Source organism: Streptomyces sp. NPDC001744, assembly GCF_042892575.1.
In the GTDB taxonomy this organism is placed as follows: Bacteria; Actinomycetota; Actinomycetes; order Streptomycetales; family Streptomycetaceae; genus Streptomyces.
This window is the reverse complement of record NZ_JBIAUG010000001.1, coordinates 451,064-475,466: the sequence shown is the minus strand read 5'-3', so window position 1 is coordinate 475,466 and position 24,403 is coordinate 451,064. Positions and strand designations below refer to the sequence as shown.

General features: G+C 74.3%; 27 protein-coding genes and 1 pseudogene. 17 read left to right on the top strand and 11 right to left on the bottom strand.

The window, feature by feature from the left end:
- Positions 1 to 3: 3 nt before the first annotated feature.
- The 3 genes from ACFYZY_RS02255 to ACFYZY_RS02245 all read right to left on the bottom strand — a co-directional run bounded on the left by ACFYZY_RS02255 (position 4) and on the right by ACFYZY_RS02245 (position 3,114).
- A complete protein-coding gene (locus tag ACFYZY_RS02255; RefSeq protein WP_388688723.1) occupies positions 4 to 1,026 on the bottom strand; it encodes a S1C family serine protease in 1,023 nt (340 codons plus the stop codon).
- Positions 1,027 to 1,239: 213 nt separating this feature from the next.
- Complete coding sequence (locus ACFYZY_RS02250; protein WP_388688721.1) at positions 1,240 to 2,268, bottom strand: LacI family DNA-binding transcriptional regulator; 1,029 nt, start codon at positions 2,266 to 2,268, stop codon at positions 1,240 to 1,242.
- Positions 2,269 to 2,292: 24 nt separating this feature from the next.
- Entirely contained in the window at positions 2,293 to 3,114 is an 822-nt protein-coding gene (locus tag ACFYZY_RS02245) for a response regulator transcription factor (protein ID WP_388688719.1), read from the bottom strand.
- 373 nt (positions 3,115 to 3,487) lie between these two features.
- Here ACFYZY_RS02245 and ACFYZY_RS02240 point away from each other — a divergent pair, with 373 nt between their 5' ends.
- The 7 genes from ACFYZY_RS02240 to ACFYZY_RS02210 all read left to right on the top strand — a co-directional run bounded on the left by ACFYZY_RS02240 (position 3,488) and on the right by ACFYZY_RS02210 (position 8,428).
- The gene (locus ACFYZY_RS02240; RefSeq protein WP_388688718.1) at positions 3,488 to 3,742 is read left to right on the top strand and encodes a MoaD/ThiS family protein; all 255 of its coding nucleotides are present in this window, start codon (positions 3,488 to 3,490) and stop codon (positions 3,740 to 3,742) included.
- Positions 3,743 to 3,752: 10 nt separating this feature from the next.
- Positions 3,753 to 5,102 (top strand): hypothetical protein, encoded by a 1,350-nt coding sequence (locus ACFYZY_RS02235; RefSeq protein ID WP_388688717.1) that lies wholly within the window; start codon positions 3,753 to 3,755, stop codon positions 5,100 to 5,102.
- 108 nt (positions 5,103 to 5,210) lie between these two features.
- Positions 5,211 to 5,897, top strand: a complete 687-nt coding sequence (locus ACFYZY_RS02230; protein WP_388688715.1) for a DUF2993 domain-containing protein — start codon at positions 5,211 to 5,213, stop codon at positions 5,895 to 5,897.
- Between the two features lie 510 nt (positions 5,898 to 6,407).
- Positions 6,408 to 7,253, top strand: a complete 846-nt coding sequence (locus ACFYZY_RS02225) for a sulfurtransferase (protein WP_388688714.1) — start codon at positions 6,408 to 6,410, stop codon at positions 7,251 to 7,253.
- A 53-nt stretch (positions 7,254 to 7,306) separates the two neighbouring features.
- A complete protein-coding gene (locus tag ACFYZY_RS02220; protein ID WP_017242395.1) occupies positions 7,307 to 7,594 on the top strand; it encodes a DUF1416 domain-containing protein in 288 nt (95 codons plus the stop codon).
- Between the two features lie 224 nt (positions 7,595 to 7,818).
- Positions 7,819 to 8,082, top strand: a complete 264-nt coding sequence (locus ACFYZY_RS02215) for a DUF3099 domain-containing protein (protein ID WP_388688712.1) — start codon at positions 7,819 to 7,821, stop codon at positions 8,080 to 8,082.
- A gap of 37 nt (positions 8,083 to 8,119) precedes the next feature.
- Positions 8,120 to 8,428 (top strand): transposase, encoded by a 309-nt coding sequence (locus ACFYZY_RS02210; RefSeq protein ID WP_388688711.1) that lies wholly within the window; start codon positions 8,120 to 8,122, stop codon positions 8,426 to 8,428.
- Here ACFYZY_RS02210 and ACFYZY_RS02205 read toward each other — a convergent pair.
- From ACFYZY_RS02205 to ACFYZY_RS02195, 3 genes are all read right to left on the bottom strand, one after another.
- Positions 8,406 to 9,086 carry a DUF4232 domain-containing protein gene (locus ACFYZY_RS02205; RefSeq protein ID WP_388688709.1) on the bottom strand — a complete coding sequence of 227 codons (681 nt, stop codon included), beginning with the start codon at positions 9,084 to 9,086 and terminating at the stop codon, positions 8,406 to 8,408. The two genes, ACFYZY_RS02210 and ACFYZY_RS02205, sit on opposite strands and share 23 nt — an antisense overlap.
- Before the next feature lie 135 nt (positions 9,087 to 9,221).
- On the bottom strand, positions 9,222 to 9,836 hold the full coding sequence (locus ACFYZY_RS02200; RefSeq protein ID WP_388688708.1) for a hypothetical protein: 615 nt from the start codon (positions 9,834 to 9,836) through the stop codon (positions 9,222 to 9,224).
- An 87-nt stretch (positions 9,837 to 9,923) separates the two neighbouring features.
- A complete protein-coding gene (locus ACFYZY_RS02195; protein WP_388688707.1) occupies positions 9,924 to 10,286 on the bottom strand; it encodes a DsrE family protein in 363 nt (120 codons plus the stop codon).
- Positions 10,287 to 10,973: 687 nt separating this feature from the next.
- Here ACFYZY_RS02195 and ACFYZY_RS02190 point away from each other — a divergent pair.
- From ACFYZY_RS02190 to ACFYZY_RS02180, 3 genes are all read left to right on the top strand, one after another.
- Complete coding sequence (locus tag ACFYZY_RS02190; protein WP_062753387.1) at positions 10,974 to 11,546, top strand: FABP family protein; 573 nt, start codon at positions 10,974 to 10,976, stop codon at positions 11,544 to 11,546.
- A gap of 51 nt (positions 11,547 to 11,597) precedes the next feature.
- On the top strand, positions 11,598 to 12,059 hold the full coding sequence (locus ACFYZY_RS02185; protein ID WP_388688706.1) for a Fur family transcriptional regulator: 462 nt from the start codon (positions 11,598 to 11,600) through the stop codon (positions 12,057 to 12,059).
- 132 nt (positions 12,060 to 12,191) lie between these two features.
- A complete protein-coding gene (locus ACFYZY_RS02180) occupies positions 12,192 to 13,172 on the top strand; it encodes a YgfZ/GcvT domain-containing protein (RefSeq protein ID WP_388688705.1) in 981 nt (326 codons plus the stop codon).
- Positions 13,173 to 13,284: 112 nt separating this feature from the next.
- Here ACFYZY_RS02180 and dtd read toward each other — a convergent pair whose 3' ends face one another.
- Positions 13,285 to 13,710, bottom strand: a complete 426-nt coding sequence (dtd, locus tag ACFYZY_RS02175) for a D-aminoacyl-tRNA deacylase (RefSeq protein ID WP_388688703.1) — start codon at positions 13,708 to 13,710, stop codon at positions 13,285 to 13,287.
- Positions 13,711 to 13,839: 129 nt separating this feature from the next.
- On the opposite strand from dtd, the gene ACFYZY_RS02170 reads away from it, so the two are divergent.
- The 4 genes from ACFYZY_RS02170 to ACFYZY_RS02155 all read left to right on the top strand — a co-directional run bounded on the left by ACFYZY_RS02170 (position 13,840) and on the right by ACFYZY_RS02155 (position 18,911).
- A complete protein-coding gene (locus ACFYZY_RS02170) occupies positions 13,840 to 14,439 on the top strand; it encodes an ABC transporter substrate-binding protein (protein ID WP_388688701.1) in 600 nt (199 codons plus the stop codon).
- Positions 14,440 to 14,671: 232 nt separating this feature from the next.
- Positions 14,672 to 15,916 carry a GNAT family N-acetyltransferase gene (locus ACFYZY_RS02165; RefSeq protein ID WP_388688700.1) on the top strand — a complete coding sequence of 415 codons (1,245 nt, stop codon included), beginning with the start codon at positions 14,672 to 14,674 and terminating at the stop codon, positions 15,914 to 15,916.
- 187 nt (positions 15,917 to 16,103) lie between these two features.
- Positions 16,104 to 16,766: a TetR/AcrR family transcriptional regulator gene (locus ACFYZY_RS02160; protein ID WP_388688698.1), complete on the top strand. Its 663-nt coding sequence runs from the start codon at positions 16,104 to 16,106 to the stop codon at positions 16,764 to 16,766.
- A gap of 93 nt (positions 16,767 to 16,859) precedes the next feature.
- On the top strand, positions 16,860 to 18,911 hold the full coding sequence (locus tag ACFYZY_RS02155; protein WP_388688697.1) for a HelD family protein: 2,052 nt from the start codon (positions 16,860 to 16,862) through the stop codon (positions 18,909 to 18,911).
- 39 nt (positions 18,912 to 18,950) lie between these two features.
- On the opposite strand, the gene ACFYZY_RS02150 is transcribed toward ACFYZY_RS02155, so the two are convergent.
- The 3 genes and pseudogenes from ACFYZY_RS02150 to ACFYZY_RS02140 all read right to left on the bottom strand — a co-directional run.
- Entirely contained in the window at positions 18,951 to 19,685 is a 735-nt protein-coding gene (locus tag ACFYZY_RS02150; RefSeq protein WP_388688695.1) for a DUF5710 domain-containing protein, read from the bottom strand.
- Positions 19,686 to 19,731: 46 nt separating this feature from the next.
- The gene (locus ACFYZY_RS02145) at positions 19,732 to 20,127 is read right to left on the bottom strand and encodes a helix-turn-helix domain-containing protein (RefSeq protein ID WP_388688694.1); all 396 of its coding nucleotides are present in this window, start codon (positions 20,125 to 20,127) and stop codon (positions 19,732 to 19,734) included.
- Between the two features lie 112 nt (positions 20,128 to 20,239).
- Positions 20,240 to 21,145 (bottom strand): annotated as a pseudogene (locus ACFYZY_RS02140) (endonuclease/exonuclease/phosphatase family protein); the annotation flags it as partial.
- A 272-nt stretch (positions 21,146 to 21,417) separates the two neighbouring features.
- Here ACFYZY_RS02140 and ACFYZY_RS02135 point away from each other — a divergent pair.
- The 3 genes from ACFYZY_RS02135 (at position 21,418) to ACFYZY_RS02125 (ending at position 23,049) form a co-directional block, all read left to right on the top strand.
- Positions 21,418 to 21,876 (top strand): helix-turn-helix domain-containing protein, encoded by a 459-nt coding sequence (locus ACFYZY_RS02135; RefSeq protein WP_388688692.1) that lies wholly within the window; start codon positions 21,418 to 21,420, stop codon positions 21,874 to 21,876.
- 27 nt (positions 21,877 to 21,903) lie between these two features.
- Positions 21,904 to 22,620 carry a hypothetical protein gene (locus ACFYZY_RS02130; protein ID WP_388688691.1) on the top strand — a complete coding sequence of 239 codons (717 nt, stop codon included), beginning with the start codon at positions 21,904 to 21,906 and terminating at the stop codon, positions 22,618 to 22,620.
- A gap of 90 nt (positions 22,621 to 22,710) precedes the next feature.
- Complete coding sequence (locus tag ACFYZY_RS02125) at positions 22,711 to 23,049, top strand: DUF2516 family protein (RefSeq protein ID WP_388688794.1); 339 nt, start codon at positions 22,711 to 22,713, stop codon at positions 23,047 to 23,049.
- 34 nt (positions 23,050 to 23,083) lie between these two features.
- Here the strand turns inward: ACFYZY_RS02125 and ACFYZY_RS02120 are convergent, their stop codons facing one another.
- Positions 23,084 to 24,301: a PP2C family protein-serine/threonine phosphatase gene (locus tag ACFYZY_RS02120; RefSeq protein ID WP_388688689.1), complete on the bottom strand. Its 1,218-nt coding sequence runs from the start codon at positions 24,299 to 24,301 to the stop codon at positions 23,084 to 23,086.
- Positions 24,302 to 24,403 lie beyond the last annotated feature (102 nt).

The window sequence follows — 24,403 nt, the reverse complement described above, 5'->3', positions numbered from 1 at the left end:
CGTTCAGGCGGCACCGCCCGCGCGCAGTCCCGCCAGGTCGGCCTTGACCGTGTCGACGGGGATCGCGAACCCCAGGCCGACGCTCCCGGCCGTGGAGCCGCCCGAGGAACCGGGCGCGTACATGGCCGAGTTGATCCCGATGATCTCGCCGTCCATGTTGATCAGCGCACCGCCGGAGTTCCCCGGGTTGAGCGAGGCGTCGGTCTGGAGCGCCTTGTACGTCGTCTTCGACGCTCCGGTGTCGCCGTTGAACCGCTGCCCGCCGAACTCGAACGGCCAGCCCTGCCGGGAGTCGTACCCCTGCCCCTGCCCCTGGTCCCGGCCCTCGCCCTTCGCCACGGTCACGTCCCGGTCCAGGGCGGAGACGATGCCGCTGGTGACGGTCCCGGTCAGGCCCTCGGGGGAGCCGATCGCCACCACCTGGTCACCCACCCGCACGTCCTTCGAGTTCCCGAGCGCGGCGGCCCTCAGGCCGGAGGCGTCCTTCACCCTGATCAGCGCCAGGTCCTTGCCGGGGTCGGTGCCGACGACCTCGGCCGGGCGGGTGCGGCCGTCGCCGAGGCGCACGGTGACCGACGAGGCGCCCGCGATCACGTGGTTGTTGGTGACGATCTCGCCGCCGGAGGTGATGACCACGCCCGAGCCGGTGGACCCGCCGGAGCCCGAGTCCGCGGAGATCTCCACGATGGACGGGGAGACGGCGGCGGCGACCCCGGCGACCGTGCCCGTGCCGCGCGCCGCCACGTTCGTGCCGGCCACGGGGGCGGAGGCCGCGACGGGCGCTCCGTCGGAGGCGAGCCGTCCGACCAGCGTCGCCGTGCCGCCGCCGACCGCCGCGGCGGCGACGGCGACGGCCACGAGGAGCCCCGTGCCGCGCCGCGCCCGGCGGCGGGGGCCCGGGGCGGGGGAGGGGGAGGAGAACGGCCCGGTGCCGTACGGCGGCGTCGGCCCGTACGGCGGCACCGGCGCGTACGGCGGCCTCGGCGGGTGGGCGGGCTGCGGCTGCTGCTCGTGGTGGTCCGTCATGGGAACGACTCTCGGAGCCGTCCATGAGAATTGTCTGAGGACCGGCTGAGAAGCCCGACAGAAGACCGTATGCCCGATATAAGGACCGATGCGGGGAGGTCGGGGGCAAGGGCGTCGGCCCCTGTCGCGTCCGCCCGGGAGACCGGGAGACCGGGGGCGCGGGGACACCGGGCCCCCGGCAGCATCCGCCCGGGGAGGCCGGGCGCGGGCCCGTCAGCCCCCGTCGCACCCGCAGGAGCGCCGCACGATCAGGGCCGACGGGAAGAGCCTCACCCGCTCGCGGCGCGAACCCGTCACCCGCAGCGAGTCGTCCAGGACCAGGTCCACCGCCGCCCGGGCCATCGCCGGACGGTCCGAGAAGACCGTGGTCAGCGGCGGATCGGTGAGCGCCGCCTCCTTCACGTCGTCGAAGCCCGCCACCGCCAGCTCCGCGGGCACCTCGATCCGCAGCTCGCGCGCCGCCCGGAGCACGCCGAACGCCTGGTCGTCGGTGGAGCAGAAGATGGCCGGGGGCCGGTCGGGGCCGGCGAGCAGTTCGAGGGCGATCCGGTAGGCGTCGTAGCGGTTGTACGGGGCCTCGAAGAGCCGGCCCTCGACGGAGCGGCCCGCCTCCAGCATGGCGCGCCGCCAGCCCTCGACGTGGTCCGCGACCGGGTCGCCGATCGCCGGGGTGGTCGGGACGCCGCCGAGGCACGCCACGTACGGGTGGCCGTGCTCCAGGAGGTGCCGGGTGGCGAGCTGGGCGCCGCCGATGTCGTCGGTGACCACGGCCACGTCGTCGATCGCCTCGGGCCGCTCGTGCAGCAGCACCACGCGCGCGTCCCACGCCTCGATCTCGCTCGCGGCCTGCTCGCTCATGCCCTGGCTGACCAGGATCAGTCCGGAGACCCGCATGCCGAGGAAGGCGCGCAGGTAGTGGATCTCGCGCTCGGTCCGGTAGTCGGAGTTGCCGACGAGGACCATCTTGCCGCGCTCGGCCGCGGCCTGTTCGACCGCGTGCGCCATCTCCGCGAAGAAGGGCTGGCGGGCGTCCGGGACGATCATGCCTATGAGGTCGGTGCGCCGGGAGGCCATCGCCTGGGCCACGCGGTCGGGGCGGTAGCCCAGCTCCTTGATGGCGGCGAGGACACGCTCGCGCGTGGCCGGGGCGACCGGCCGTGGTCCGTTGTTGATGACGTAGCTCACGACCGCGGTCGAAGTACCCGCCAGTCGAGCTACGTCATCCCGCGTCACCTTGGCCACGCGCGGAAGTCTACGCGGGGGGACCTACCTACCGGCAGGCCGCATGGTGGCGCCCGTCACGTTCCCGTCCTCCAGGGGGGTGACGTCCTCCGTGGCTCCCTTGACGCGGGCGTCCGCGCGACCCCCCTTTCCGGCGCGGCCGGCCGCACGGGCCTCCTCCGCCGCCCGCTCCACCTTCTCGGGGGCGACGAAGCGGTAGCCGACGTTCCGGACGGTGCCGATCAGGGACTCGTGCTCGGGACCGAGCTTCGCCCGCAGCCGCCGCACGTGGACGTCGACCGTACGGGTGCCGCCGAAGTAGTCGTACCCCCACACCTCCTGGAGGAGCTGCGCGCGCGTGAAGACCCGGCCCGGGTGCTGGGCGAGGTACTTGAGCAGCTCGAACTCCTTGAAGGTCAGGTCCAGGACCCGGCCCTTCAGCTTCGCGCTGTACGTCGCCTCGTCCACCGACAGGTCGCCGTTGCGGATCTCCATGGGGGAGTCGTCGGAGACGATCTGCCGCCGGCCCGTCGCGAGCCGCAGCCGCGCCTCGACCTCGGCCGGTCCCGCCGTGTCGAGGAGCACGTCGTCGACGCCCCAGTCGGCGGTGACGGCCGCGAGGCCGCCCTCCGTGACGACCAGGATCAGCGGACAGCCGGGCCCGGTGGAGCGCAGCAGCTGGCAGAGCGAGCGGATCTGAGGGAGGTCGCGCCGGCCGTCGACGAGGATCACGTCCGCGCCGGGGGTGTCCACGAGGGCCGGGCCCTCGGCCGGGGCCACCCGGACGTGGTGCAGCAGCAGGCCGAGTGCGGGAAGCACCTCGGCCGACGGCTGGAGGGCGTTGGTGAGAAGGAGCAGAGAACTCATCGCCCACCACCTGCCCGGATCGTCGTCGTGCAGTCGTGCTCGGTTCGCTCGCCCATAAGGTCGGTTCCTCCTCGGTCCCTGCGAGGTCGTCGTGGCACTGCTTCGTACGGCTCGCGCGCTGCTGGTCGCCGGTTGCTCCCACGCCCTGAGAGCTTCTGTTCACTCCTCCGTAACAACGACCCGAAAACGCAAAAGGACCCGGCGGCTGCGTCGCCCGGTCCTCTGTCCAGCAGGATAACCCACATGCCTTCCGGGCGGGGGGCGGATGTCACGCGGAGGATGTCTTCCCGCTCACTTCCGGCCCCCGGACCGGCCCGCGCGCGCATGGCCCATCATGGGGAGCGGCGCGCACACGAACGAAGGGAGCGCCGCTGTGGCAGCGGGAACCATCCGCTACTGGGCCGCGGCCAAGGCCGCCGCCGGTGTCGCCGAGGAGCCGTACGCCGCCGAGCACCTGGCCGAGGCCCTGGACGCGGCCCGCGCGAAGCACCCGGGCGAGTTCGCCCGGGTCCTCCTGCGGTGCTCGTTCCTGGTCGACGGCGATCCGGTGGGCACCCGGAGCCATGAGACGGTACGGCTTGCCGAGGGCGGCACGGTCGAGGTGCTCCCCCCGTTCGCAGGAGGGTGAACCCCAGAGCATGAGCAACGACCAGCACGACGACCCGTACGCGCACGGGCAGCAGGGCCCCGACGTCGCACAGACGTGGGAGGGCCAGACCTGGGACACCCAGTACCAGCCGGCGGTCCGGCCCCGGCCGCAGCACCCGGAGCCGCAGCCGCCCGCGTACGACACGGGGCACGGGGCCCCTCGGGAGGGGTACGCGCCGCAGCCTTACGGGGCCGAGCCTTACGGGGCCGAGTCGTACGGATCCCAGTCGTACGGAGGCCAGGTCCACGATCCGCAGCCGTACGGAGCCCAGGTCCACGACCCGCAGGCGTACGGACAGCACACTCACGGACAGCACACCTACGGACAGCAGCCCCCCGCCCCGCAGGCGTCCGCCCCGCAGGGGGAGGTCCCGTACGGGTCGGCCCCGCAGGCGTACGAGCCGTACGCGGGCGCGTACCAGCCGCAGCCCCAGCCGGTCGCGGTCCCGGCCGCCGCCTCCGCCCCGGGCCCGGCCCCGGACCCCGCCGTCCCCGCCCCGGTGCCGGGGCACGCGCGGGCGTCCGCCCCCGTGGCCGACGCCGGGCCCGCCTACTCCTCGCCCACCACCTCCGGGAACACCCGGATCACCGACGCCCAGCGCGCCCGGGCCGAGGGCCGGTCGCCGGTCATCGAGCCCGGGATGCGGCCGGCCGCGCTGACCGCCGTGCTCGGCCTGCTGCTGGCCGGCGGCGCCGCCCTCGGCCCGTACGGACTCCTCCTCCCGCTGGTCCTGCTCCAGGGCCTCACCGCCGCCGGCTGGTTCCGGCTCAACGGCATGTGGCCCGCCCGGCAGGGCATCGCCCTCGCCTTCGCCGGCGGCCTCGCCGCCGACGCGGCCCTGCTCGTCACCGGCCGGGAGCACACGGCCGCCGCGGTCCTGGGCACGCTCGGCGTCTGGGTGCTGCTCTGCCTCGTCCTCCAGCTGCGCAGCCACGCCGACCCGGACGAGCGGATGTACGGCCTGACGGCGACGGTCACCTCGGCGGCGCTGACCGTCATGGCGGCCGGACACCTCGGCGCCGTGCCGGACGCGGTGGCCGTGGGCGGGGCAGCGGTCGCCGCCGCCGTCCTGGCCAAGGCCCTTCCGCTGCCCGGACCGGTGTCGTTCGCCGCCGCCCTGCTCGCGTCGGCGGGCGCCGGGTTCGCGGTCGGCGCCCTCACGGGCACGGGGGCGCCGGGGGCGCTGCTCGGTCTCGGCGCCGGGGTCTGCGCGCTGCTCGGCCTGCGGGTCGCCAGTTACGACTACCCGTCCCGTTTCGTCCACATGACGGCGGGCGTCGCGCTGCCGCTGACCGCCGCCGTGCCCGCCGTGTACCTGCTCGGCCGCGTCCTGGTCTGAGACCCTGATGTCACCCGGAGAGCGTCCGGGTGCGGGAACCAACCGGCCCCCCGGCACGTCGATCTTCGTGTCGGGGGGCCGAAATCTTCACGGGGGGTCGTACAGCCCATGCGAGCACTGCGGATTCTGCTGGTCCTGGCCGTCGTCCTCGGCGGGATCTTCGTCGGGGTGGACCGCCTGGCCGTGGCGTACGCGGAGTCGGAGGCGGCGGGCCGGGTGAAGCTCTCCGGTGCGCGGAGCGAGTCGATCGAGGTCGACATCAAGGGCTTCCCCTTCCTCACGCAGGTCGCGGCCAAGCGGCTCGACGAGGTCGACGTGCGGGCGACCGGCATCCAGGCGCAGGCGGGCGACCGGAAGATCCGGGTCGGCGAGCTGAACGTCACCCTGCGGGACGTGACGGTGACCGGCGACTGGACGGGCGCGAGGGCGGGCTCCGCGCACGGCACCGCCCTCATCTCGTACGCGGACCTCACCGCCGCCTCCGAGCGCGAGGCCACCGTCGCCTACGGCGGCGACGGCAAGGTGAAGGTCACCGGCAGCGTGAAGGTCCTGGGCCGCTCCCTGACCCGTACGGTCCTCTCGACGGTGTCCGTGGTGAACGGCGACACGATCCGGTTCCACGCCGACGAGGTGCCCGGTGAGGGCATCCCGGGCGTGGAGGACCTGGTCCGCACCCGCACCGACTTCGAGAGCACGCTGCGCGTGCTGCCGGGCATGAAGGTGGAGAAGGTCGAGCCGCGCCCGGAGGGCCTGGCGGTCGCCGTGACGGGCACGGACATGGCCCTGGCGGGCTGACCCGCCGCACGGCCTTCGCCGCGCGTCCCTCTCCGCCGGGCCCCTTCCGTCCGGCCCCTTCCCTCCGGCTCCTCCGTCCGGCCCGTGCGCCCTCTCGCGCCCCCGGTCGGCCACATGCTGAGACGGCACCGTCCGGCCCGCAGAAACAAGAGGCGGGCACCCCCGCGCGGAGGGGTCCGGAACCACTCGGCGCGGGGACCGAATCCCACATCTCGGACGATCGAGTCTCAAAATGCGACACACCGGTGACACGGCCGCCTGTCCGTCCCTACGATCGAGGGCATGAAGCGACAGGCGGACCTCACGGAGCGGCGGGCAGTGGACCTGTGCCGCGTCGCCGCCATGCTCTGTCGCCCCTTCTGAGCGGGACGCCGCCCCCGCCCTTCCTCACGGCCCGCCGACCGACGTCGGGGCCACCCCTGTGGAGCCGTACGCCGTCGTCCGCACGGTCCGACGCGCAGCCGCACCACTCGCACCGCACCGCCGCACACTGCCCCGGAGGAGAACAACATGGCTCGCAGCGACGTCCTGGTCGACGCGGACTGGGTCGAGGCCAACCTCGACAACCCGCAGGTCGCCCTCGTCGAGGTGGACGAGGACACCTCGGCCTACGAGAAGAACCACATCCGCAACGCCATCCGGATCGACTGGACCAAGGACCTCCAGGACCCGGTGCGCCGCGACTTCATCGACCAGGAGGGCTTCGAGAAGCTCCTCTCGGCCAAGGGCATCGCGAACGACACCACGGTCGTCCTCTACGGCGGCAACAACAACTGGTTCGCCTCCTACGCCTACTGGTACTTCAAGCTCTACGGCCACCAGGACGTGAAGCTCCTCGACGGCGGCCGCAAGAAGTGGGAGCTGGACTCCCGCGACCTGGTCGACGGCTCCGAGGTCCCGAACCGCCCGGCCACCGCGTACAAGGCCAAGCCCCAGGACGCCTCGATCCGCGCCTTCCGCGACGACGTCGTGGCCGCGATCGGCACCCAGAACCTGGTCGACGTCCGCTCGCCCGACGAGTTCTCCGGCAAGCTGCTCGCCCCGGCGCACCTCCCGCAGGAGCAGTCGCAGCGCCCCGGCCACGTGCCGAGCGCCCGCAACATCCCGTGGTCGAAGAACGCCAACGACGACGGCACCTTCAAGTCGGACGACGAGCTGAAGGCCCTCTACGAGGCCGAGCGGGTCGACCTGGCGAAGGACACCGTCGCCTACTGCCGCATCGGCGAGCGCTCCGCGCTCACGTGGTTCGTCCTGCACGAGCTGCTCGGCGTCCCGAACGTCAAGAACTACGACGGCTCGTGGACCGAGTACGGCTCCCTCGTGGGCGTGCCGATCGAGCTCGGCCCCGCCAAGTAACCCCTCCGGACCCCCCTTCACCCGGACCCCTCGACCGTAAGGACGGAAACACCATGTGCGGAGCGCAGCCCGGCGGCCCCGACGCCTCGACGATCAAGCCCGGCGAGACCACCATCCAGGGCTTCGTGACCAAGGACGGCGAGCCCGTCACCGGTTACGTCCGCCTCCTGGACTCGACCGGCGAGTTCACGGCCGAGGTCCCGACCTCCGCCACCGGACAGTTCCGCTTCTACGCGGCCGAGGGCACCTGGACCGTCCGCGCCCTGGTCCCGGGCGGCACCGCCGACCGCCAGGTCGTGGCGCAGAAGGGCGGCCTGGCGGAGGTCGCCATCGCGGTCTGACCCGCTGACACCGTCCCCCGCGCAGACCGGCGCCGGGGACGCCCGCGGGCCTCGCGGCGCCGGGCCGGCCACCAGACGGACCGGGACGGCGCGAAGCCCCGCGTACCGGCCGGAGGGCCGTGCCTCCTGGGGGGTTGGACGCCGTTCCCGGACGTGAGGCACGGCCCTCCGGTCCGTCCGCGCGCGCCCTGCCGCGCGCGGGCCGCCGGACGTACGCTGAGGGTGTGTACGCACGCCGCCGGCACGTCTACTTCTGGCTGATGGCCGCCTGCCTGGTCCTCTTCGTGGGCGCCTGGGCCGTCGTACGCCTCTTCTCGACGCCGGCCGCCGTCGCCATGTGCGTCGTCGCCATGGTCGTCCCCCCGGTCGCCGCGGTGGTCGCCAACCGCCGGGGCCCCGAGGACCGCTGGTGGGACGACCCCTCCGGGGACCCGAAGTCGGACGAGTGGTGGGACGAACTGGACCGCCGGAAGCGCCGGGAGCGCTAGGCCGTTTCGTTCAGATCATCTGATCGTTGTTCCGGGTGTGTCGTTGAGCGACGTGCGGCGGTCGCGGATCGAAACGTTGTTGCCGAGCCGGACGCCCGGACGGGGGCGGTGGCGGTGGCGGGGCCACCGTGAGGTGATCGATGCGATCGCCTGGAAGTCCCAGACCGGATCGCGGTGGGTCCACCTGCCGGAGAAGTGCGGGAACCGGCAGGGGGCCAACGTGGGCAGGAGCACTTCGCGCTGCTGTTCTCCGGGGTGGCGGAGGGGTGAGGCGCACGCGTTCGACGTCATGGTGGCGCCCCCGCGGCAGTTCCCGAGCGGGGTCAGCCGGCCGGTGAGTCGCTGACCTTGCTCACCGGGCTGATCTCCATCTTCCCGTCGCCCTCGCCGTCGGTGACGGCGAGCGTGCCCGCCGGCCACCTCAGGGTGAAGGGCTCGGTCTCGTTCGGGGGCGTCACCACCATGTCGGTCAGCCGCACGCCGGAGCCGCCGGTGTTGTTGACCGGGAACGTGATGTTGAAGGCGGCGGTCTCGCCTTCCTTGAGGATCTGCGGTGCGGCCTGCTCGCCGTTGCGGTGCACGGAGAAGGTGTCGCCCAGGGACGTCTTGAGATCGACACCCGGGAAGCCGCTGATGCGGCAGTCGGCGCCGGCGACGTTCTTGAAGGTGACGGTGACGACGCCGTTCGTCTCGTCCGTGGTGTTGTTGGCGGCGGTGGCGTCGAGCACGCCGGAGCGGCACATGTCGACCTTGCCCCCGTTGGTGTCACCGGTGTTGCTGCCGGCGCCCTGGTCGCTCCCGCCGGTGCCGGTGCCGGCGCTCTGGTCCGCCTTGCCCGCCCCGCCGGTACCGTCCGTCCTGCCCGCCCCGCCGGTGCCGCCGGTCTGGGTGCTGCCCAACGCACTGCCGTCGCCGTTGCAGGCGGTGAGGGCGAGAGCGAGGACAGCGGTGAGTGCTGCGCCGATGGTGGCGGTGCGCTTGCGGGAGCGGAGCGTCGTACGCATGTGAATTCCCCGAATACATGGCGGTCGAGTACGGAGGTGCAGTCGCGGCCCGGAAGGCGCGGGGAGCCGCTGCCCACTTGACCTGCTGACACCTGAAGCATTCCGCCCGCCGCTCACGTTTGGCTACCGCCTCACTTACGTCCTGCTGCCGTCCCTCGGCACGGCGGCACCCGCCCTTCCTCCGGTCCGCACGATGATCCGGACGACATGCCCCAGGGCGTGCGTGCCGGGCGCCGCCGGGCGGACGGGACTTTCGGCACCCGCCCCGGGCGCCGCGGCTCGGGCCGGACTTTCCGGACACGGATCGGAGCGCGTGCCGGGCCGCGTCAGACGGCGGCCCTCCGTCCGCGCCGCTCGCGGACGGTGACGTGACAGGCCAGGAGCAGGGCGAGGGTCGGGCCGACGACTCACGGCCAGCGGCGTCACGCCCCCGGCCAGGCACGCCACGAGCGTCACCGCCTGGGCGGCCTCGGTGCGCCCGAGCGCCGTGCGCAGCGGAAGGGCCCCGGTGAGCGCCCGCCCGAGCTCGTGGCACACCCGGGCGTTCACCGCGGCCCCCGCGATCCCGCAGGCGATCGAGAAGGCCACGGTCCGGGCCTCGGCGGCCGCCCCCGCGCCCTCCAGGTCGCCGGGACCGAGCCCGCCGGCGAGCAGGGGGACGACGAGGAAGCAGAACAGCGCCGGCACGACCGTCTGCCCGGCCGTGAGCACCAGGGCCCCGATCAGGGAAGCACGGTGACCGGTCCTCACGCCTCTCCTCGAAGCGGGCGGACGCCGGCCGTCCGGAGCCTGCTCCGGTCCGGTGGGGCGTCCGTACGGGTGTTCCGGGGCCGTGCCTCAGTAGACGAGCGCCTGCGTCCCGTCCGCCATCGCCTCCTGGACGAAGACCTGCGCGCCGGCGATGCGGACGCCCTCCAGGACGTCCCGCTCCGTGATCTCGCGGCGGGCCGCGCACTGGGTGCAGAGCGTCACGCGTCCGGCCGCCAGGATCGAGTCGATCAGGTCCGGCAGCGGCGCCGCGTGCGGGAGGTCGAACTCGGCGGCCCGGCCCGGGAGGGCGAACCAGGAGGACTCCCCGGTCAGCCAGAGCGACACCTCGACGCCGCTGGCGACGGCGACGGCGGCCACCGTGAAGGCCTGCGAGCAGCGTTCGGGGGCATCGGCCCCCGCGGTCACCTTGATCACGAGCTTCTTCGCCATACGCCGAACTGTAATGCGAAGCGTCACAACCTCGTGCGTCCCCCGTGTGCCGGCCGGCGGCGGTGTCGCGTACACCGCCGTCATGATCGACCGCACCGGCCGGACCGCCCCCCACCCCTTCACCGAGGGCAGCTTCACCGAGGGCGACGAGGACGAGATCCACCACGCCGACGTGCGCGACCTGCCGCTGCCCGCCGCCGTCGGCGCGACGCCCGGCCCGAAGGCCCTGCCGGACGGGGGCGGGGCACCGCCCCGGAGGACTTCGCGGACGACGTCGACGTACCCGGCACGAGCCCGTGCGCCTTCCGGGAGAAGAAGCCGTACGGACCCGAGCAGACCCGCTGGCCCACGTCCGGGCCGGGGGACGCCCTCGCGCCGATCACCCGGACCCGCCGGGGCGGGGCGCTCGCCGTGCCGTTCCGGCAGACGGTGACCCCGCGGAACCAGCCGCTCGGCCGACCGCCCCGCGCGAGACCCACCTCGCCGAGAGAGCCGGGCCCCGGCGCACTAAGCTGGGGTCCGGCCCGTTCCGCCTTCACACCTCAGTCGAGGAGCACCCCGTGATCGTTTTCTTCGAAGCTCTGCTGGTCCTGGTCTGCGTCGGCGTGCTCGCCTTCGCGGGGCTGACCGTGAAGAAGCTGTACCAGGGCCAGCGGTAATCCCCTCTAGAGAACGCCAGAGCTGCTCATGATCGAGATTCCGTCCGACCTCAATCCGGACCTCGTCCCCCTCGCGTTCCTGCTCGGTACGTGGGAGGGCGCGGGCGTCTCCGACTTCCCCGGCGCGGAGAAGTGCAACTTCGGCCAGTCCGTGACCTTCAGCCACGACGGCCGGGACTTCCTGGAGTACCACTCGCACTCCTGGGTCCTGGACGAGAAGGGCGAGAAGGTCCGCCCGCTGGAGAGCGAGAGCGGCTACTGGCGGATCGACAAGGACCGCAAGGTCGAGGTCGTCATGGTCCGTGACCAGGGCGTCGTGGAGATCTGGTACGGCGAGCTGGCCGACCAGAAGCCGCAGATCGACCTGGCCACCGACGCCGTCGCCCGGACGGCCGCCTCGGGCCCGTACAGCGGCGGCAAGCGGCTGTACGGCTACGTCAAGAGCGACCTGATGTGGGTGGGCGAGAAGGCGACCCCCGAGGTCCCGCTGCGGCCGTACATGTCGGCGCACCTGAAGAAGGTCGTCACGCCGGAGGAGGTCGCGGAGATGGCCCGCAACCTGCCGGACATGCCGGACGACGGCATCGCCTTCTTCCGTTAGGAACGGCCGGGGGCATGGGTCGGCGCGCCGCGCCCTCCTACACTGGGGGGCGTGGTGAGCACCGACTGGAAGAGCGACCTGCGGCAGCGCGGCTACCGGCTGACGCCCCAGCGCCAGCTTGTCCTGGAGGCCGTCGACGCGCTGGAGCACGCGACGCCCGACGACATCCTCTGCGAGGTCCGCAGGACCGCCTCCGGGGTGAACATCTCCACCGTGTACCGGACCCTGGAGCTCCTGGAGGAGCTGGGGCTCGTCAGCCACGCGCACCTGGGGCACGGCGCCCCGACGTACCACCTCGCCGACCGGCACCACCACCTCCACCTGGTCTGCCGGGACTGCTCCGGAGTGATCGAGGCGGACGTCGAGGTGGCCGCCGAGTTCACCGGGAAGCTCCGCGAGACCTTCGGCTTCGAGACGGACATGAAGCACTTCGCGATCTTCGGCCGGTGCGGCGAGTGCGCGCGGAAGGCCCCGGGGTCCCCGGACGGCGGGAAGCCCCCGGCGGGCGAGTAGGGCCCCGACGGGCCCCGACGGGCCGGGACAGGGCCCGGCGCGGGCCGGGACCCGGGCGGACGCCGGCCCCGGACGGCCTCCCGGTCCCCGTGGCCGGGCGGTTCGTGGACACCGGGCCGTAGGCTTTCCCGTATGCAGCGACATTCAACGACCAGCCCTCTGCTGTCCCTTCCCGGCGCCGTCGCCGCCGAAGGCCGCGACGAAGGTGTCGCCGCGCACTACGGCGACCTGTTCCGGGAGCAGCGCGCCCTCTCCGAAGGAGAGGGTTTCGTCGACCTCTCGCACCGCGGCGTCGTCACCGTCTCCGGCGACGACCGGCTGAGCTGGCTGCACCTGCTGCTCACCCAGCACATGACCGACCTGCCGCCCGGCCGGGCGACCGAGGCGCTGATCCTCTCCGCCAACGGGCACATCGAGCACGCCCTGTACCTCGTGGACGACGGCGAGACGGTGTGGGCGCACGTCGAGCCGGGCACGCAGGGCGAGCTGATCGCCTACCTGGAGTCGATGAAGTTCTTCTACCGGGTCGAGGTCGCCGACCGCACGGAGGACGTCGCCGTCGTCCACCTCCCGGCCGGCTCCATCGCCGGGACGCCGGAGGGCGTCGCCGTACGGGAGACCCCGTACGGCCGCGACCTGTTCCTGCCCCGGGCCGGTCTGGAGGACTTCGCCGCGTCGCACGGTCCGGCCGCCGGGCTCCTCGCGTACGAGGCGCTGCGGGTCGAGGCGCACCGGCCGCGGCTCGGTCTGGAGACCGACCACCGGACCATCCCGCACGAGATCGGCCTCATCGGCAGCGCCGTCCACCTCCAGAAGGGCTGCTACCGGGGCCAGGAGACCGTCGCCCGGGTGCAGAACCTGGGGAAGCCGCCGCGCCGCCTGGTCTTCCTGCACCTGGACGGCAGCGAGGTGCTGCTCCCGGCGCACGGCGCCCCGGTGCGGCTCGCGGCCGACGGGGAGGAGGGACGGCAGCTCGGCTTCGTGACGACCGCCGTCCGCCACCACGAACTGGGCCCGATCGCCCTGGCCCTGGTGAAGCGGAACGTCCCGGTGGACGCCCCGCTGGTCGTCGGGACGACGGCGGCCGCGCAGGAGGTCGTGGTCGAACCGTAGGGGTCCCGGGGCAGGCGTCATGGAGCCGTAGGGGCCCCGGGGCCCGGCGTCGTGAGCCGTAGGGGGCCCGTCGCCGGGCCGTAGGGCCCCCGGGCTCCGGTCCCCTGCGGGGTCAGACCTCGATCAGCACCGTGAACGGGCCGTGGTTCGTGAGCGAGACGCGCATGTCCGCTCCGAAGCGGCCCGTCTCCACGTGCGCGCCCAGCTCGCGCAGCCGGCGCACCACCTCGTCCACGAGGGGCTCGGCGACCGGGCCGGGCGCGGCCGCGTTCCAGGTGGGGCGGCGGCCCTTGCGGGCGTCCCCGTAGAGCGTGAACTGGGAGACGACGAGCAGCGGCGCGTTCACGTCGGAGCACGACTTCTCGTCGTCCAGCACCCGGACGGACCAGAGCTTTCTGGCCAATTGGGCGGCCTTCTCGGGGGTGTCGTCGTGGGTCACCCCCACCAGGACGCACAGCCCCTCGCCCTTGATCTCACCGACCGTCTCCCCTGCGACGACGACGCTCGCGCCGTCGACCCTCTGCACCACTGCTCGCATGCGCATCAACCTACCGACCTGAATGCGTGCGGGGCCGAACGGGTGCAGAGCGCCTGCACGGGCGGGGGCGGGAGTGGCACCATGCCTGTCAGGCGGTGCGGCTCCGCACCGGTCGAGGGGACGAATCTCATGAGTGCACCTGGCACCGGTCCGACGCCGTCCGGTTCCGTACCGCTGAGGCGATCCGGTGGTTCCGCCGCGACGCGGCCGCCCGTGCAGCGGACCTCCGAGCCCGCCCTGCCGGACCGGGAGCGGCCGGACCTCGCCGCGCTGCGGCTGCCCGAACTGCGCGCGCTGCGCCGGGACGCCCAGAACGACGAGGCCGACCTGAGCTACGTACGGCGGATGCTCCAGGGCCGGATCGACATCCTGCGGGCCGAGCTGGCGCGCCGGACCGACCCGGAGGCGCCGGTCCTCGACCGGCTCTCCGAGATCCTGGCCGACCTGCCGTCCCGGCACCGCAGCTCGGCCCGGCACGTGACGCTGTCGACGCCGCGCGGGGAGAAGTACCGCCGGCTCGCGACCGAGATGCTGTCCGAGGTCGAGCTGTCGGACCTGTCGGCCCGCACGGACGACGAGCTGCACGCGGCGATGGGACGGCTCGCGGGGTACGAGCAGCAGGTCTCCCGGCGCCGCCAGCACCTCCAGCGCACGGCCGACGACTGCGGCGCGGAGATCGCCCGCCGCTACCGCGAGGGGGAGGCGCAGGTCGACGACCTGCTGGCCTGAGCGCCGACGGGGCCCGGGCGCCGACGGGGCCCGGGAATCGGTGGGAGCCGGACGGCGGCGGGGTCCGGGGGAACGGCGGGATCCGGGAAGCGGTGGGATCCGGGAAGCGGCGGGCCCGGGAAACGGCAGGAGCTGGGAAACCCCGAGGCCCGGGAAGCGGCGGGACTCGGGAAGCGGCGGGCCCCGGAAAACCCGGATGCGGGCCCGCGAGGGCCCCGCATAGGGTCGCGGGATGACTGCCGACGTACGCCCGGTGACGGAGTCCGAGGTTCCCGACTGGCTGCGGGCCCTGCGCACCGGCTTCCTCCGCCCGCCCGTCGTACCGGACGAGGACGTGACCGACCGGCTTCCCCACCTGGACCTGGAGCGGACGCTCGGGGCCTTCGACCGGGACCGCGTCGTCGCCACCTTCCGCTCGTTCCCGCAGGAGGTCAGCACGGTCGGCGGCGGCAGCCTCGCGGCCGACGCGATCACCCAGGTGACCGTCTCCCCGACGCACCGGCGCCGGGGCCTGCTCGGCCGCATGATGGACGCCGACCTCGCCGCCGCGCGGGAGCGGGGCGACGCGATCGCGACGCTGATCTCCGCCGAGTACCCGATCTACGGCCGGTTCGGCTTCGGCCCGGCGAGCTGGACCACCGAGTGGAGCGTGGACCTGCGGCGGGCCGGGCTCGACCCGCGCCGTTCGGGGCGCCCCGGGGACGGCGGCCGCGTCGACCTGAGCGACGGCGACGAGATCCGCAAGATCGGGCCCGGCCTGCACCGCCGGCTCGCCGGGGTCCGGGCGGGCGTCACCAGCCGCTCCGAGCGCGACTGGACGCGGGAGACCGGACTCGGGTTCCAGCTCGACCCGTGGACGGAGCCCTTCTACGCGGTGTACCGCTCGGAGTCCGGCGAGGCCGAGGGGTACGTCGCGTACCGCTCCGACGACAAGTGGGACGACGGCAAGCAGCCGGTGAACACCGCGACCGTGCGGGACCTGATCGCCGTCACCCCGGCCGCCGAGCGGGCCCTGTGGCTCTACCTCTGCTCGATCGACTGGATCACCACCGTCCGCTCCGGCCACCGCGCGCCCGACGACCCGCTGCCGGACCTCCTGCCCGACCCGCGCGCGGCGAGGACGGTGACCCACACGGACATGCTGTGGGTCCGGGTCCTGGACGTGGCCCGGGTCCTGGAGAGCAGGACGTACCCGGTGGCGGCCGGCCTCGTCCTGGACGTGCGGGACGGGGGCGGCCCGGCGGGCGGGCGCTTCCGGCTCGACGCCTCCCCGGAGGGCGCCACCTGCGTCCGTACGGACGCGTCCGCCGACCTCGTCCTCGACGTCGCGAACGTGGGAGGACTGGCGTTCGGTGACGCGTCGGCGGTGCGGCTGGCCCGGCTCGGGCGCGTCGAGGAGCCGGTGCCCGGCGCGGCGGCCCGCGCGGACCTGCTGTTCCGCACCCCGCTGCGGCCGTTCTCGCCCGACATCTTCTGAGCCGTCCGGGGGTCCGGCGGGCGGGGGAACAGGGGCCGGAGGCGGCGCGGACGCCGTCACGCCCGGACCGGGGGCGCGCGTCACTAGGATGGGCGGCCGGGCGCGCCGGGCGGCGGGTCCGCGAGGCGGCCGGGCGTGGGGTCCGGCCCGGGCGCAGCAGTGGTACCGGTGGAGAGGGAGGCGCGGTGTGACGCGGGAGACCGGGGACCGGACGGTCCCGGAGGCGCCTTCCGGTCCGGTGCCCCCCGGGCTCCGGGAGCGCAAGAAGGCCCGCACCCGCCAGGCCCTGTCGGACGCCGCGATCGCGCTGTTCCTGGAGCGGGGTTTCGACGCGGTGTCCGTGGCGGAAGTGGCCGCCGCCGCCGACGTCTCGAAGCCGACCCTCTTCCGCTACTTCCCGGCCAAGGAGGACCTGGCGCTCCACCGGTTCGCGGACCACGAGGACGAGCCGGCGCGGGTGGTGGAGGCCGGCCGGGCTGTCGGCACGGCACCGCTCGACGCCCTGCACGCGCACCTGCTCGACGGCCTGGAGCGGCGCGATCCGGTCACCGGGCTCTGCGACGCTCCGGAGGTGCTGGCGTACCACCGGCTCCTGTACGGCACCCCCGCCCTGCTCGCCCGCCTCCACGCCTACCGGGCCGGGACGGAGGCGGCGCTCGCGGGCGCGCTCGGCGGTGACCCCCTGGTGGCGCAGCTCGCCGCCGGGCAGATCGTGGCCGTGCTCCGGGTCCTTGCGGACGGGAACGTGGCCCGGATCGCGGGCGGCGAGACGGCCGACGGGGTCGCGACGGACGCGGTGGAGGCGGCGGGGAGGGCGTTCGGGACGCTGCGGGAAGGGCTTCCGTACTGAGGGGGCCTCCGTGACGAGCCGGGTTTCCGCGCCACCCTCTCGCTACCAAGTAAAAAATGTAACCGAGTAACTTTTTCCGCTAGTCTTGCCGGAATGACGTCACTGGACCCCGGGCCGAACCCGGGCACCGCCCCCGGCCCGCGCACCGTTCCCGCCCCGAACAGCCCCCTCGACCCGGACCCCGAACTCGTCCTCGAACGCTCCCATCACGACGCCTGCCGCGCCGCCCTGGTCCGCATGACCGAGGAGGCCGCCGGGCAGGTCGTCACCGGCGAGGACACGGCCGCGTCCGGCGCCGACGCCGAAGCCCTCGGACGCCATCTGCGCAGCCGCGCCAAGGAGATGGGCGAACAGCCGCCCGGCCCCCTGTTCTTCGGCCGTCTCGACCGCGCGGACGGGCAGACCCACCACATCGGCCGCCGCCGGATCGCGGAGGACCCCATCGCCCCGCCGCTCGTCGTGGACTGGCGCGCCCCCGTCTCCCGCGCCTACTACCAGGCCGGCGCCCACGACCCGCAGGGCGTCGTGCGCCGCCGACGCTTCGGCTGGGCCCCCAACAGCGCCGGTGCCTCCGAGGACCTGACGGCCCTGGAGGACGAACACCTCACGGACGGCGCGGGGACGGGGAGCGCGACCGGGGCGCTCCTCGCCCGCGAGGTCGAGCGGCCCCGGGTGGGTCCCATGCGGGACATCGCGGCCACCATCCAGCCCGAGCAGGACGACCTCGTGCGCTCCGACCCGGCCGCCTCCCTGTGCGTGCAGGGCGCCCCCGGCACCGGCAAGACCGCCGTGGGCCTGCACCGGGCCGCGTATCTCCTCTACGCCCATCCACAGCGCGTCCGCCGCTCCGGTCTCCTCGTCCTCGGCCCCCACCGGACCTTCCTCTCGTACATCGCGGAGGTGTTGCCCGCGCTCGGCGAGACCGGTGTCCGCCAGACCACCCTGGACGAGGAGATCGCCCGGCACCCGGTACGGGCCGAGGACGGCGACACGACGGCCCGGATCAAACACGACGCCCGGATGGCCGGGGTGCTGCACCGCGCGCTGTACGGCCGCGTCGACCCGGCTCCCGCGGACGACCTGGCCGTCCCCGACGGCTCGTACCGCCGGCGCCTCCCGGCCGCCGAACTCGCCGCGATCGTCGCGGCGGTGCGGGAGGAGGCCCCGCCCTACGCCACGGGCCGCGAACGGGTCCGCGCCCGGGTCGTCCGGGCCCTCCGGCTCCGGGCGGAGCACCGCTCGGGGCCCAGGGACGCGACCTGGGAACGGCGGATCGGGCGGTCCCGACCGGTGACGGAGTTCCTGGACGCGTGCTGGCCGAGGACGACCCCGGAGGAGGTCCTGGCGGAACTGCTCACCGCCCCGGAGGGGACGGGCCTCGCTCCCCGGGAGGAGGCCGCGATCCGCTGGGAGCGGCCCCCGCGTTCGTACCGTACGGCCCGCTGGAGCGCAGCGGACCTCGTCCTCCTCGACGAACTGGCGGGACTGATCGAGCACCCCCCGGGGTACGGGCACGTCGTCGTGGACGAGGCGCAGGACCTCTCGCCCATGCAGTGCCGTGCCGTGGCCCGCCGCACCACCTTCGGCTCGCTCACCGTCCTCGGCGACCTCGCCCAGGGCACCACCCCGTGGGCCGCCCGCGACTGGCGGGAGCACCTGGCCCATCTGGGGAAGCCCGACGCGCACGTGGTGCCGCTGACGCTCGGTCACCGGGTGCCCGCGGCGATCGTGGACCTCGCCAACCGGCTCCTGCCGCACCTGGACGCGGACGTGCCGGCGGGCCGGTCGGCGCGTGAGGACGGCGAGGTGTCCGTCCGCCGGACCGCGGACCTTCTCGCCGCGACCCGCGGGGCGGTGCGGGACGCGCTCGCGGCGGAGGGTTCGGTGGGGGTGATCGCTCCCGGTGGACTCGCCGGCCCGGTGGCGGAGGCGGTGCGCGCGTGCGGGGCGGCGGAACGGGTGACCGTCCTGCCCGCCGCCCTCGCCAAGGGCCTGGAGTTCGACCACGTCGTGGTGGTCGAACCGGCGGCGATCGTCGCGGCCGAAGAACGGGGGGCGAACCGCCTGTACGTGGCGCTCACCCGGGCCGTGTCACGGCTGACCCTGGTGCACGAGGCGGAGCTGCCGGAGTGCCTGACGGGGTGAACCCCGCCCGTACGGCGACGGGTTCCGGCGCCCCGGCCGTCAGCGCGGCCCCCGGGGGAGGCCGTTCCCGCCCCCGGTGGACCGGTTCAGGGTTTCCACCGCGACCCGGGCGCGTTCACCGGCGCCCGGGGGAGCGGCGAGGGTGATGCCCGCGTCCGTGAGGATGCCGAGGTCCAGCTCCCAGTCGTACCGGGAACGGCGTTCCCAGACCTCGAAGGCGACGTCGACGTGCTCGCGGGCCTGCGCCTCGCTCATCCCGGTGACCTTCCGCAGGTGGGCGAGGGCCCGGTCCTCCAGGCCGCGCACCTGGGCGAGGCCGAAGTGCGTGACCGTGTGGCAGTCGGTGCACAGGCAGATGAGCCGCCTGAGCGCCTGGACGCGGGTGGTCCCGTCGAACGTCCAGCGCTCGTGGGCCTCCAGCCACCGCCGGGCCTCGCGGTCCTCGCCCGCCCCGCACGCCTCGCAGCGCCGCCCGGCCCGGCCGGTGATCATCCGGCGCAGCCGCTCCCAGTCGGCCGGCGCGACGCAGGACCGGACGTTGGTGAACCAGCAGGTGCGCGGCACGAGGTCCACGAACAGGCCGTCGCCGAGGCTCCGGTCCTCCCCGGGCAGCAGCTCGGGCACGTCGGCGGCGCCGCTCCACCGGGCCAGGGCGTCCATGCCCGGCCGGGGCGCGTACCACCGCCTGGCCGCCGGGTCCCAGCGGGCGCCGCAGCGCTTGGCCTCGTCCTTCTCGGCGTACGGAACGTCCAGCCAGACGCGTTCGGCCGCCATGCCCACCCCTCTCCGTCCGGTCTCCGCTCCGGCCCGCTCCGCGACGTCACCCGTTCTTGACGGGCCGGGTGAGGACCTTGGCGACGCACGCGGGGAGCGCGGCGCCCTCCTCGTGGGCACGGGCCCGGTACGCGCTGGGCGTCTCCCCGACGAGCGCGGTGAAACGGGAGCTGAACGACCCGAGCGAGGTGCAGCCCACCTCGAAGCAGACCTCGGTCACGCTCAGGTCACCCCGCCGCAGCAACGCCTTGGCCCGCTCGACGCGGCGGGTCATCAGATAGCTGTACGGGGTCTCCCCGAAGGCCGCGCGGAAACTCCGGGCGAAGTGCCCGGTCGACATCAGGGCCGCCCGCGCCAGGGCCGGGACGTCCAGCGGCGACGCGTAGTCGCGGTCCATGGTGTCCCGAGCCCGCCGCAGCCGTACCAGGTCCTCCAGATTCACCTGTCCAGGATGGCACGGGGCGGGCCCCCGGGAGGAGGGTTCCGTGGTGCCGGACGGGACCGGCGAGGACGTGGCCGGGCACCTGGTTCCGGGACCCGGCGCCCCCTCGGCGCAGGGCGATCCGCGCGAGGACCGGCAGGTGGTCGCTGCCGGTGGGCGGCAGGGTGCGGACGTGGGCGACGGTCGCCGAACGGGCCATGACCTGGTCGATGCGGGCCACCGGGAAGGCGGCCGGGAAACTGAGGGCGAAGCCGCGTTCGGCCGTGTTCAGGCGGGAGGTCAGCGGGGCGAGACCACGGTCCTCGGCCGTGCCGTTGAGGTCGCCGAGCAGGACCACCGTCCCCCGCTCCTCGGCGGCGACGGCCTTCCCGAGCAGGACGGCGCTCTCGTCGCGCGGGGCGGACGCCAGGCCGGTCGCCCGGACCCGGACCGAGGGGAGGTGCGCGATGTACACCGCGATGTCGCCGCGCGGGCCGCCGACCACGGCCCGCAGCCCCCGGTCCCAGGTGCCGGTGATCCCACGGGGCCGGATGTCCACCGGGCGGACCTCCGTGAGCGGGCGCTTCGACCAGAGCCCGACCGTGCCCCGGACCGCGTGGTACGGATACGCGGGCGCGAGGGTCTCCTCGTAGACGGACAGCGCCGGGGGCACCAGCTCCTGCAACGCGACGAGGTCGGGGCCCGCGTCCGCCAGGGCCCGGGCCGTGCCCGCCGGGTCGCGGTTCTCGTCGCTCACGTTGTGCTGCGCCACGAGCAGGTCGTACGGCCCCGGCCCCGCCTCCGGGCCGGGCAGCAGCAGCCCGCCGAACGCGTGCGTCCAGGCCGCCGCCGGCAGCAGCAGGGCCACCAGCGCGGTCGCGGAACGGCGCAGCAGCGCCAGGACGAGCAGCACCACGGCCACCGCGCCGAGCCAGGGCAGGAACGACTCCAGCAGGCTCCCGATCCGGAGCGGGGAGCCGGGCACCGTCCGGTGGAACGCCAGCAGCCCGCCCGTCACCACCGCGCACCCGGCGAGCACCCGGCCCCGCGTCCACACCGAGCCCCCGCCCCGGCCCCCCGGCCCCCGGCCGCGCCCCCGCGCCCACCGCCGTACCGCCGTCCTCACCCCGCCGCTCATCCACGCTCCCCTCCCCGACTCCTCCGCGTCCATGGTGCCGGGGGAACAGGCCCGACTCCTGGGCGACCCGGCCCCCGGGGCGCCGGCATGCGCGGGCGGCGGCCCGCACGACACGGCGACACTATTGCAAGCGCTCGCTTGCAATAGTTAGCAAAGGCTGGCATGGTCGGAGCATGGCATCGCTCAACGTCGGCAATCTCGGTGAGTACCTCCGCGAGCAGCGGAGGAGCGCGCAGTTGTCCCTGCGGCAGCTCGCCGAGGCCGCCGGGGTGTCGAACCCGTACCTGAGCCAGATCGAGCGGGGGCTGCGGAAGCCCAGCGCCGAAGTGCTGCAGCAGGTCGCCAAGGCGCTGCGGATCTCCGCCGAGACGCTCTACGTGCGGGCCGGAATCCTCGACGAGAAGGAGCGGGAGGAGCTGGAGACGCGGGCCGTCATCCTGGCCGATCCCTCGATCAACGAGCGGCAGAAGCAGGTGCTGCTCCAGATCTACGACTCGTTCCGCAAGGAGAACGCCGCCGAGAGCACCGCCGGGACCGCCGGAGACGTTTCCGGAGCGGACCCCGGGACGGGCCCCGAAGAGGCCCCCGCGCCCGCCGCGGCGCCCGATGCCGAAGAACCGCCTTCGCGCTAGTACGCCACATCCGGGAGGACCATCAGCATGGCCATCATCGACGAACTGCGTACCCCCCTCTACTTCGCCGCCGGCACCGCCGATCTCGCCGTGCGGCAGGCCCGGAAGGTTCCCGGCCTGATCGAGCAGATCGCGGCCGAGGCGCCCTCGCGCATCGAGGCCGTCCGGAAGACCGACCCGAAGGCCGTGCAGGAGAAGGTGGCCGCCCAGGCCAAGGAGGCCCGGGCCACCGCCCGCACGAAGCTCGCCGAGGTCGTCGGCGGCTTCGACGCCGACTTCAAGAAGGTCGGCGAGACCGCCCAGGACCTCGCCCTGCGCGGAGTCGGCGTCGCCGCCGAGTACGCCGTCAAGGCGCGCGAGAAGTACGAGGAGGTCGCCGCCCACGGCGAGGAGGCCGTCCGCGCCTGGCGCGGTGAGGCCGCCGAGGAGATCACCGAGATCGCCATCGTCGTCGAGCCCGACCCGGAGCCGAAGGCCCCCGCGGCCGGGAAGGCCGTCGTGGTCGAGGAGACCCCCGGGGACGAGAAGGCCGTGGAGGCCGCCGAGGCCGGGAAGACGGAGAAGGCCGGGACGAGGACCGGGGCGAAGACCGGAGCGGCCAGGACGGTCGGGACGATCATCGCCGAGGCCGAGGCCGAGGCCGGGGACGGGACCGCTTCCGGTGCCGGGAAGGCGCCCGCGAAGAAGCCCGCCGCCCGCAAGGCGTCCGCCGGTAAGGCGCCCGTCACCGCCGAGAAGGAGTAGGGCGGGTTCCGAAGCGGGTAGCCGGGGAGCCGGACCGGGTACCTTGACCGTGAGGCGCTCTCTCCACCCTCCCCTTAGGCGGTGCCCAGCATGTTGCGCGCGGGATTCGATTCCCTTCTCTCCCTGGTGACGTTCCTCGTCTTCACCGGATTCGCCGTCGCGGCGCTCGTCTTCGCCGCCATGGCGCGCGAGGACGCCTACCGCGCGGCGGAGAAGCAGACGAAGAAGTTCTGGCTGGTCGTCCTGGGCGTCAACCTCGCCCTGAACCTGCTCCTGCCGATGCTGTTCCTGCAGATCGCCGGGGTGATCGCCGCCATCGTCTTCATGGTGGACGTGCGCCCGGCGCTCGCGCAGGTCTCGGGGGGCGGCCGCCGGGGCGGCGGTTCCAGCAGCGACGGACCGTACGGCCCCTACAACGGCGACCGGTAGCGGCGCGGGACGGTGGCCGGCGAGGGCCCGGGGGTCACCCCCGGGCCTTCTCCCTTTCCAGGGCCAGGACGGCCACGTCGTCCGTCAGTTCGCCGCCGTTCAGGGAGCGGACCTCCGTGACGGCCGCCTCCAGGAGCTCCTCGCCCCGCAGCCCCGCCGCCAGCTGCCGGTTCATCATCCCGACCATCCCCTCCTGGCCGAGCCGCGGCGATCCGGGCCCCGCCGAACGGCCCTCGATCAGGCCGTCCGTGTAGAGGAACAGGCTCCACACCCCGCCCAGCTCCACCTGGAGGCACGGCCAGCGCGCGAGGGGCAGCAGTCCCAGGGCCGGGCCGCCGTCCTCGTACGGGAGGAGCCGTGCCGCCTGCCCCCGCCGGGCGATCAGGGGCGAGGGGTGGCCGGCCAGGCACAGGCCCGCCCGGCGTCCGTCGGGCGCGATGTCCACGGTGCAGAGGGTCGCGAAGATCTCCTCGCTCTCCCGCTCGTGCTCCAGGACCCGCTGCAGGGTCGAGAGGAGTTCGTCCCCGCACAGGCCCGCGAAGGTCAGGGCCCGCCAGGCGATCCGCAGTTCGACGCCGAGCGCCGCCTCGTCGGGGCCGTGCCCGCACACGTCGCCGATCATGGCGTGGACGGTGCCGTCCGGGGTGCGGACGACGTCGTAGAAGTCGCCGCCGAGCAGCGCGCGGGACCGGCCCGGCCGGTAGTGGGCCGCGAACCGCAGGTCGGAGCCGTCCAGGAGCGGCGTCGGGAGCAGGCCGCGCTCCAGCCGGGCGTTCTCCTGGGCCCGCAGCCGGGACTCGGCCAGCTTCACCTGGACGGCGTCGGCCCGTTTGCGCTCCACCGCGTACCGGATGGCCCGGCTGAGCAGCCGCCCGTCCAGCTCCTCGCGGAAGAGGTGGTCCTGGGCCCCGACCCGTACCGCCTCGGCCGCCAGGTCCGCGTCGGCCGAGGCCGCGAGGGCGAGGACGGCGTGGTGCGGGGCCAGGCGCAGGATGTGGCGGAGCGGGGCGAGCGGGTCGTCCCCGGCGGCCCGGGGAGCGGGCAGGGAGAGGTCCACCAGGACGCAGTGGACGTCGTCGGTGAGGAGCCGCTCGGCCTCGGTGAGGTTGCGGGCGGTACGGATGCGCACGCGGGTGCCGGCGGCGTCCGCCGCGTCGAGCAGCTCGGGTACGGCGAGGGCGCCCGCCGGGTCGTCCTCGACGACCAGGAGGGTGAGGGCGGTGCGGTCGGTGCCGGTGACTGTGCCTGTCATGAGGTGGCGTCCATGGCGCTGGCGTCCGTAACGGTGGCGTCGCCGGGACCCGCGGCGGCGGAGACGTGCTTCCGGCGCGGTACGGGTACGGGCATCGGTCCG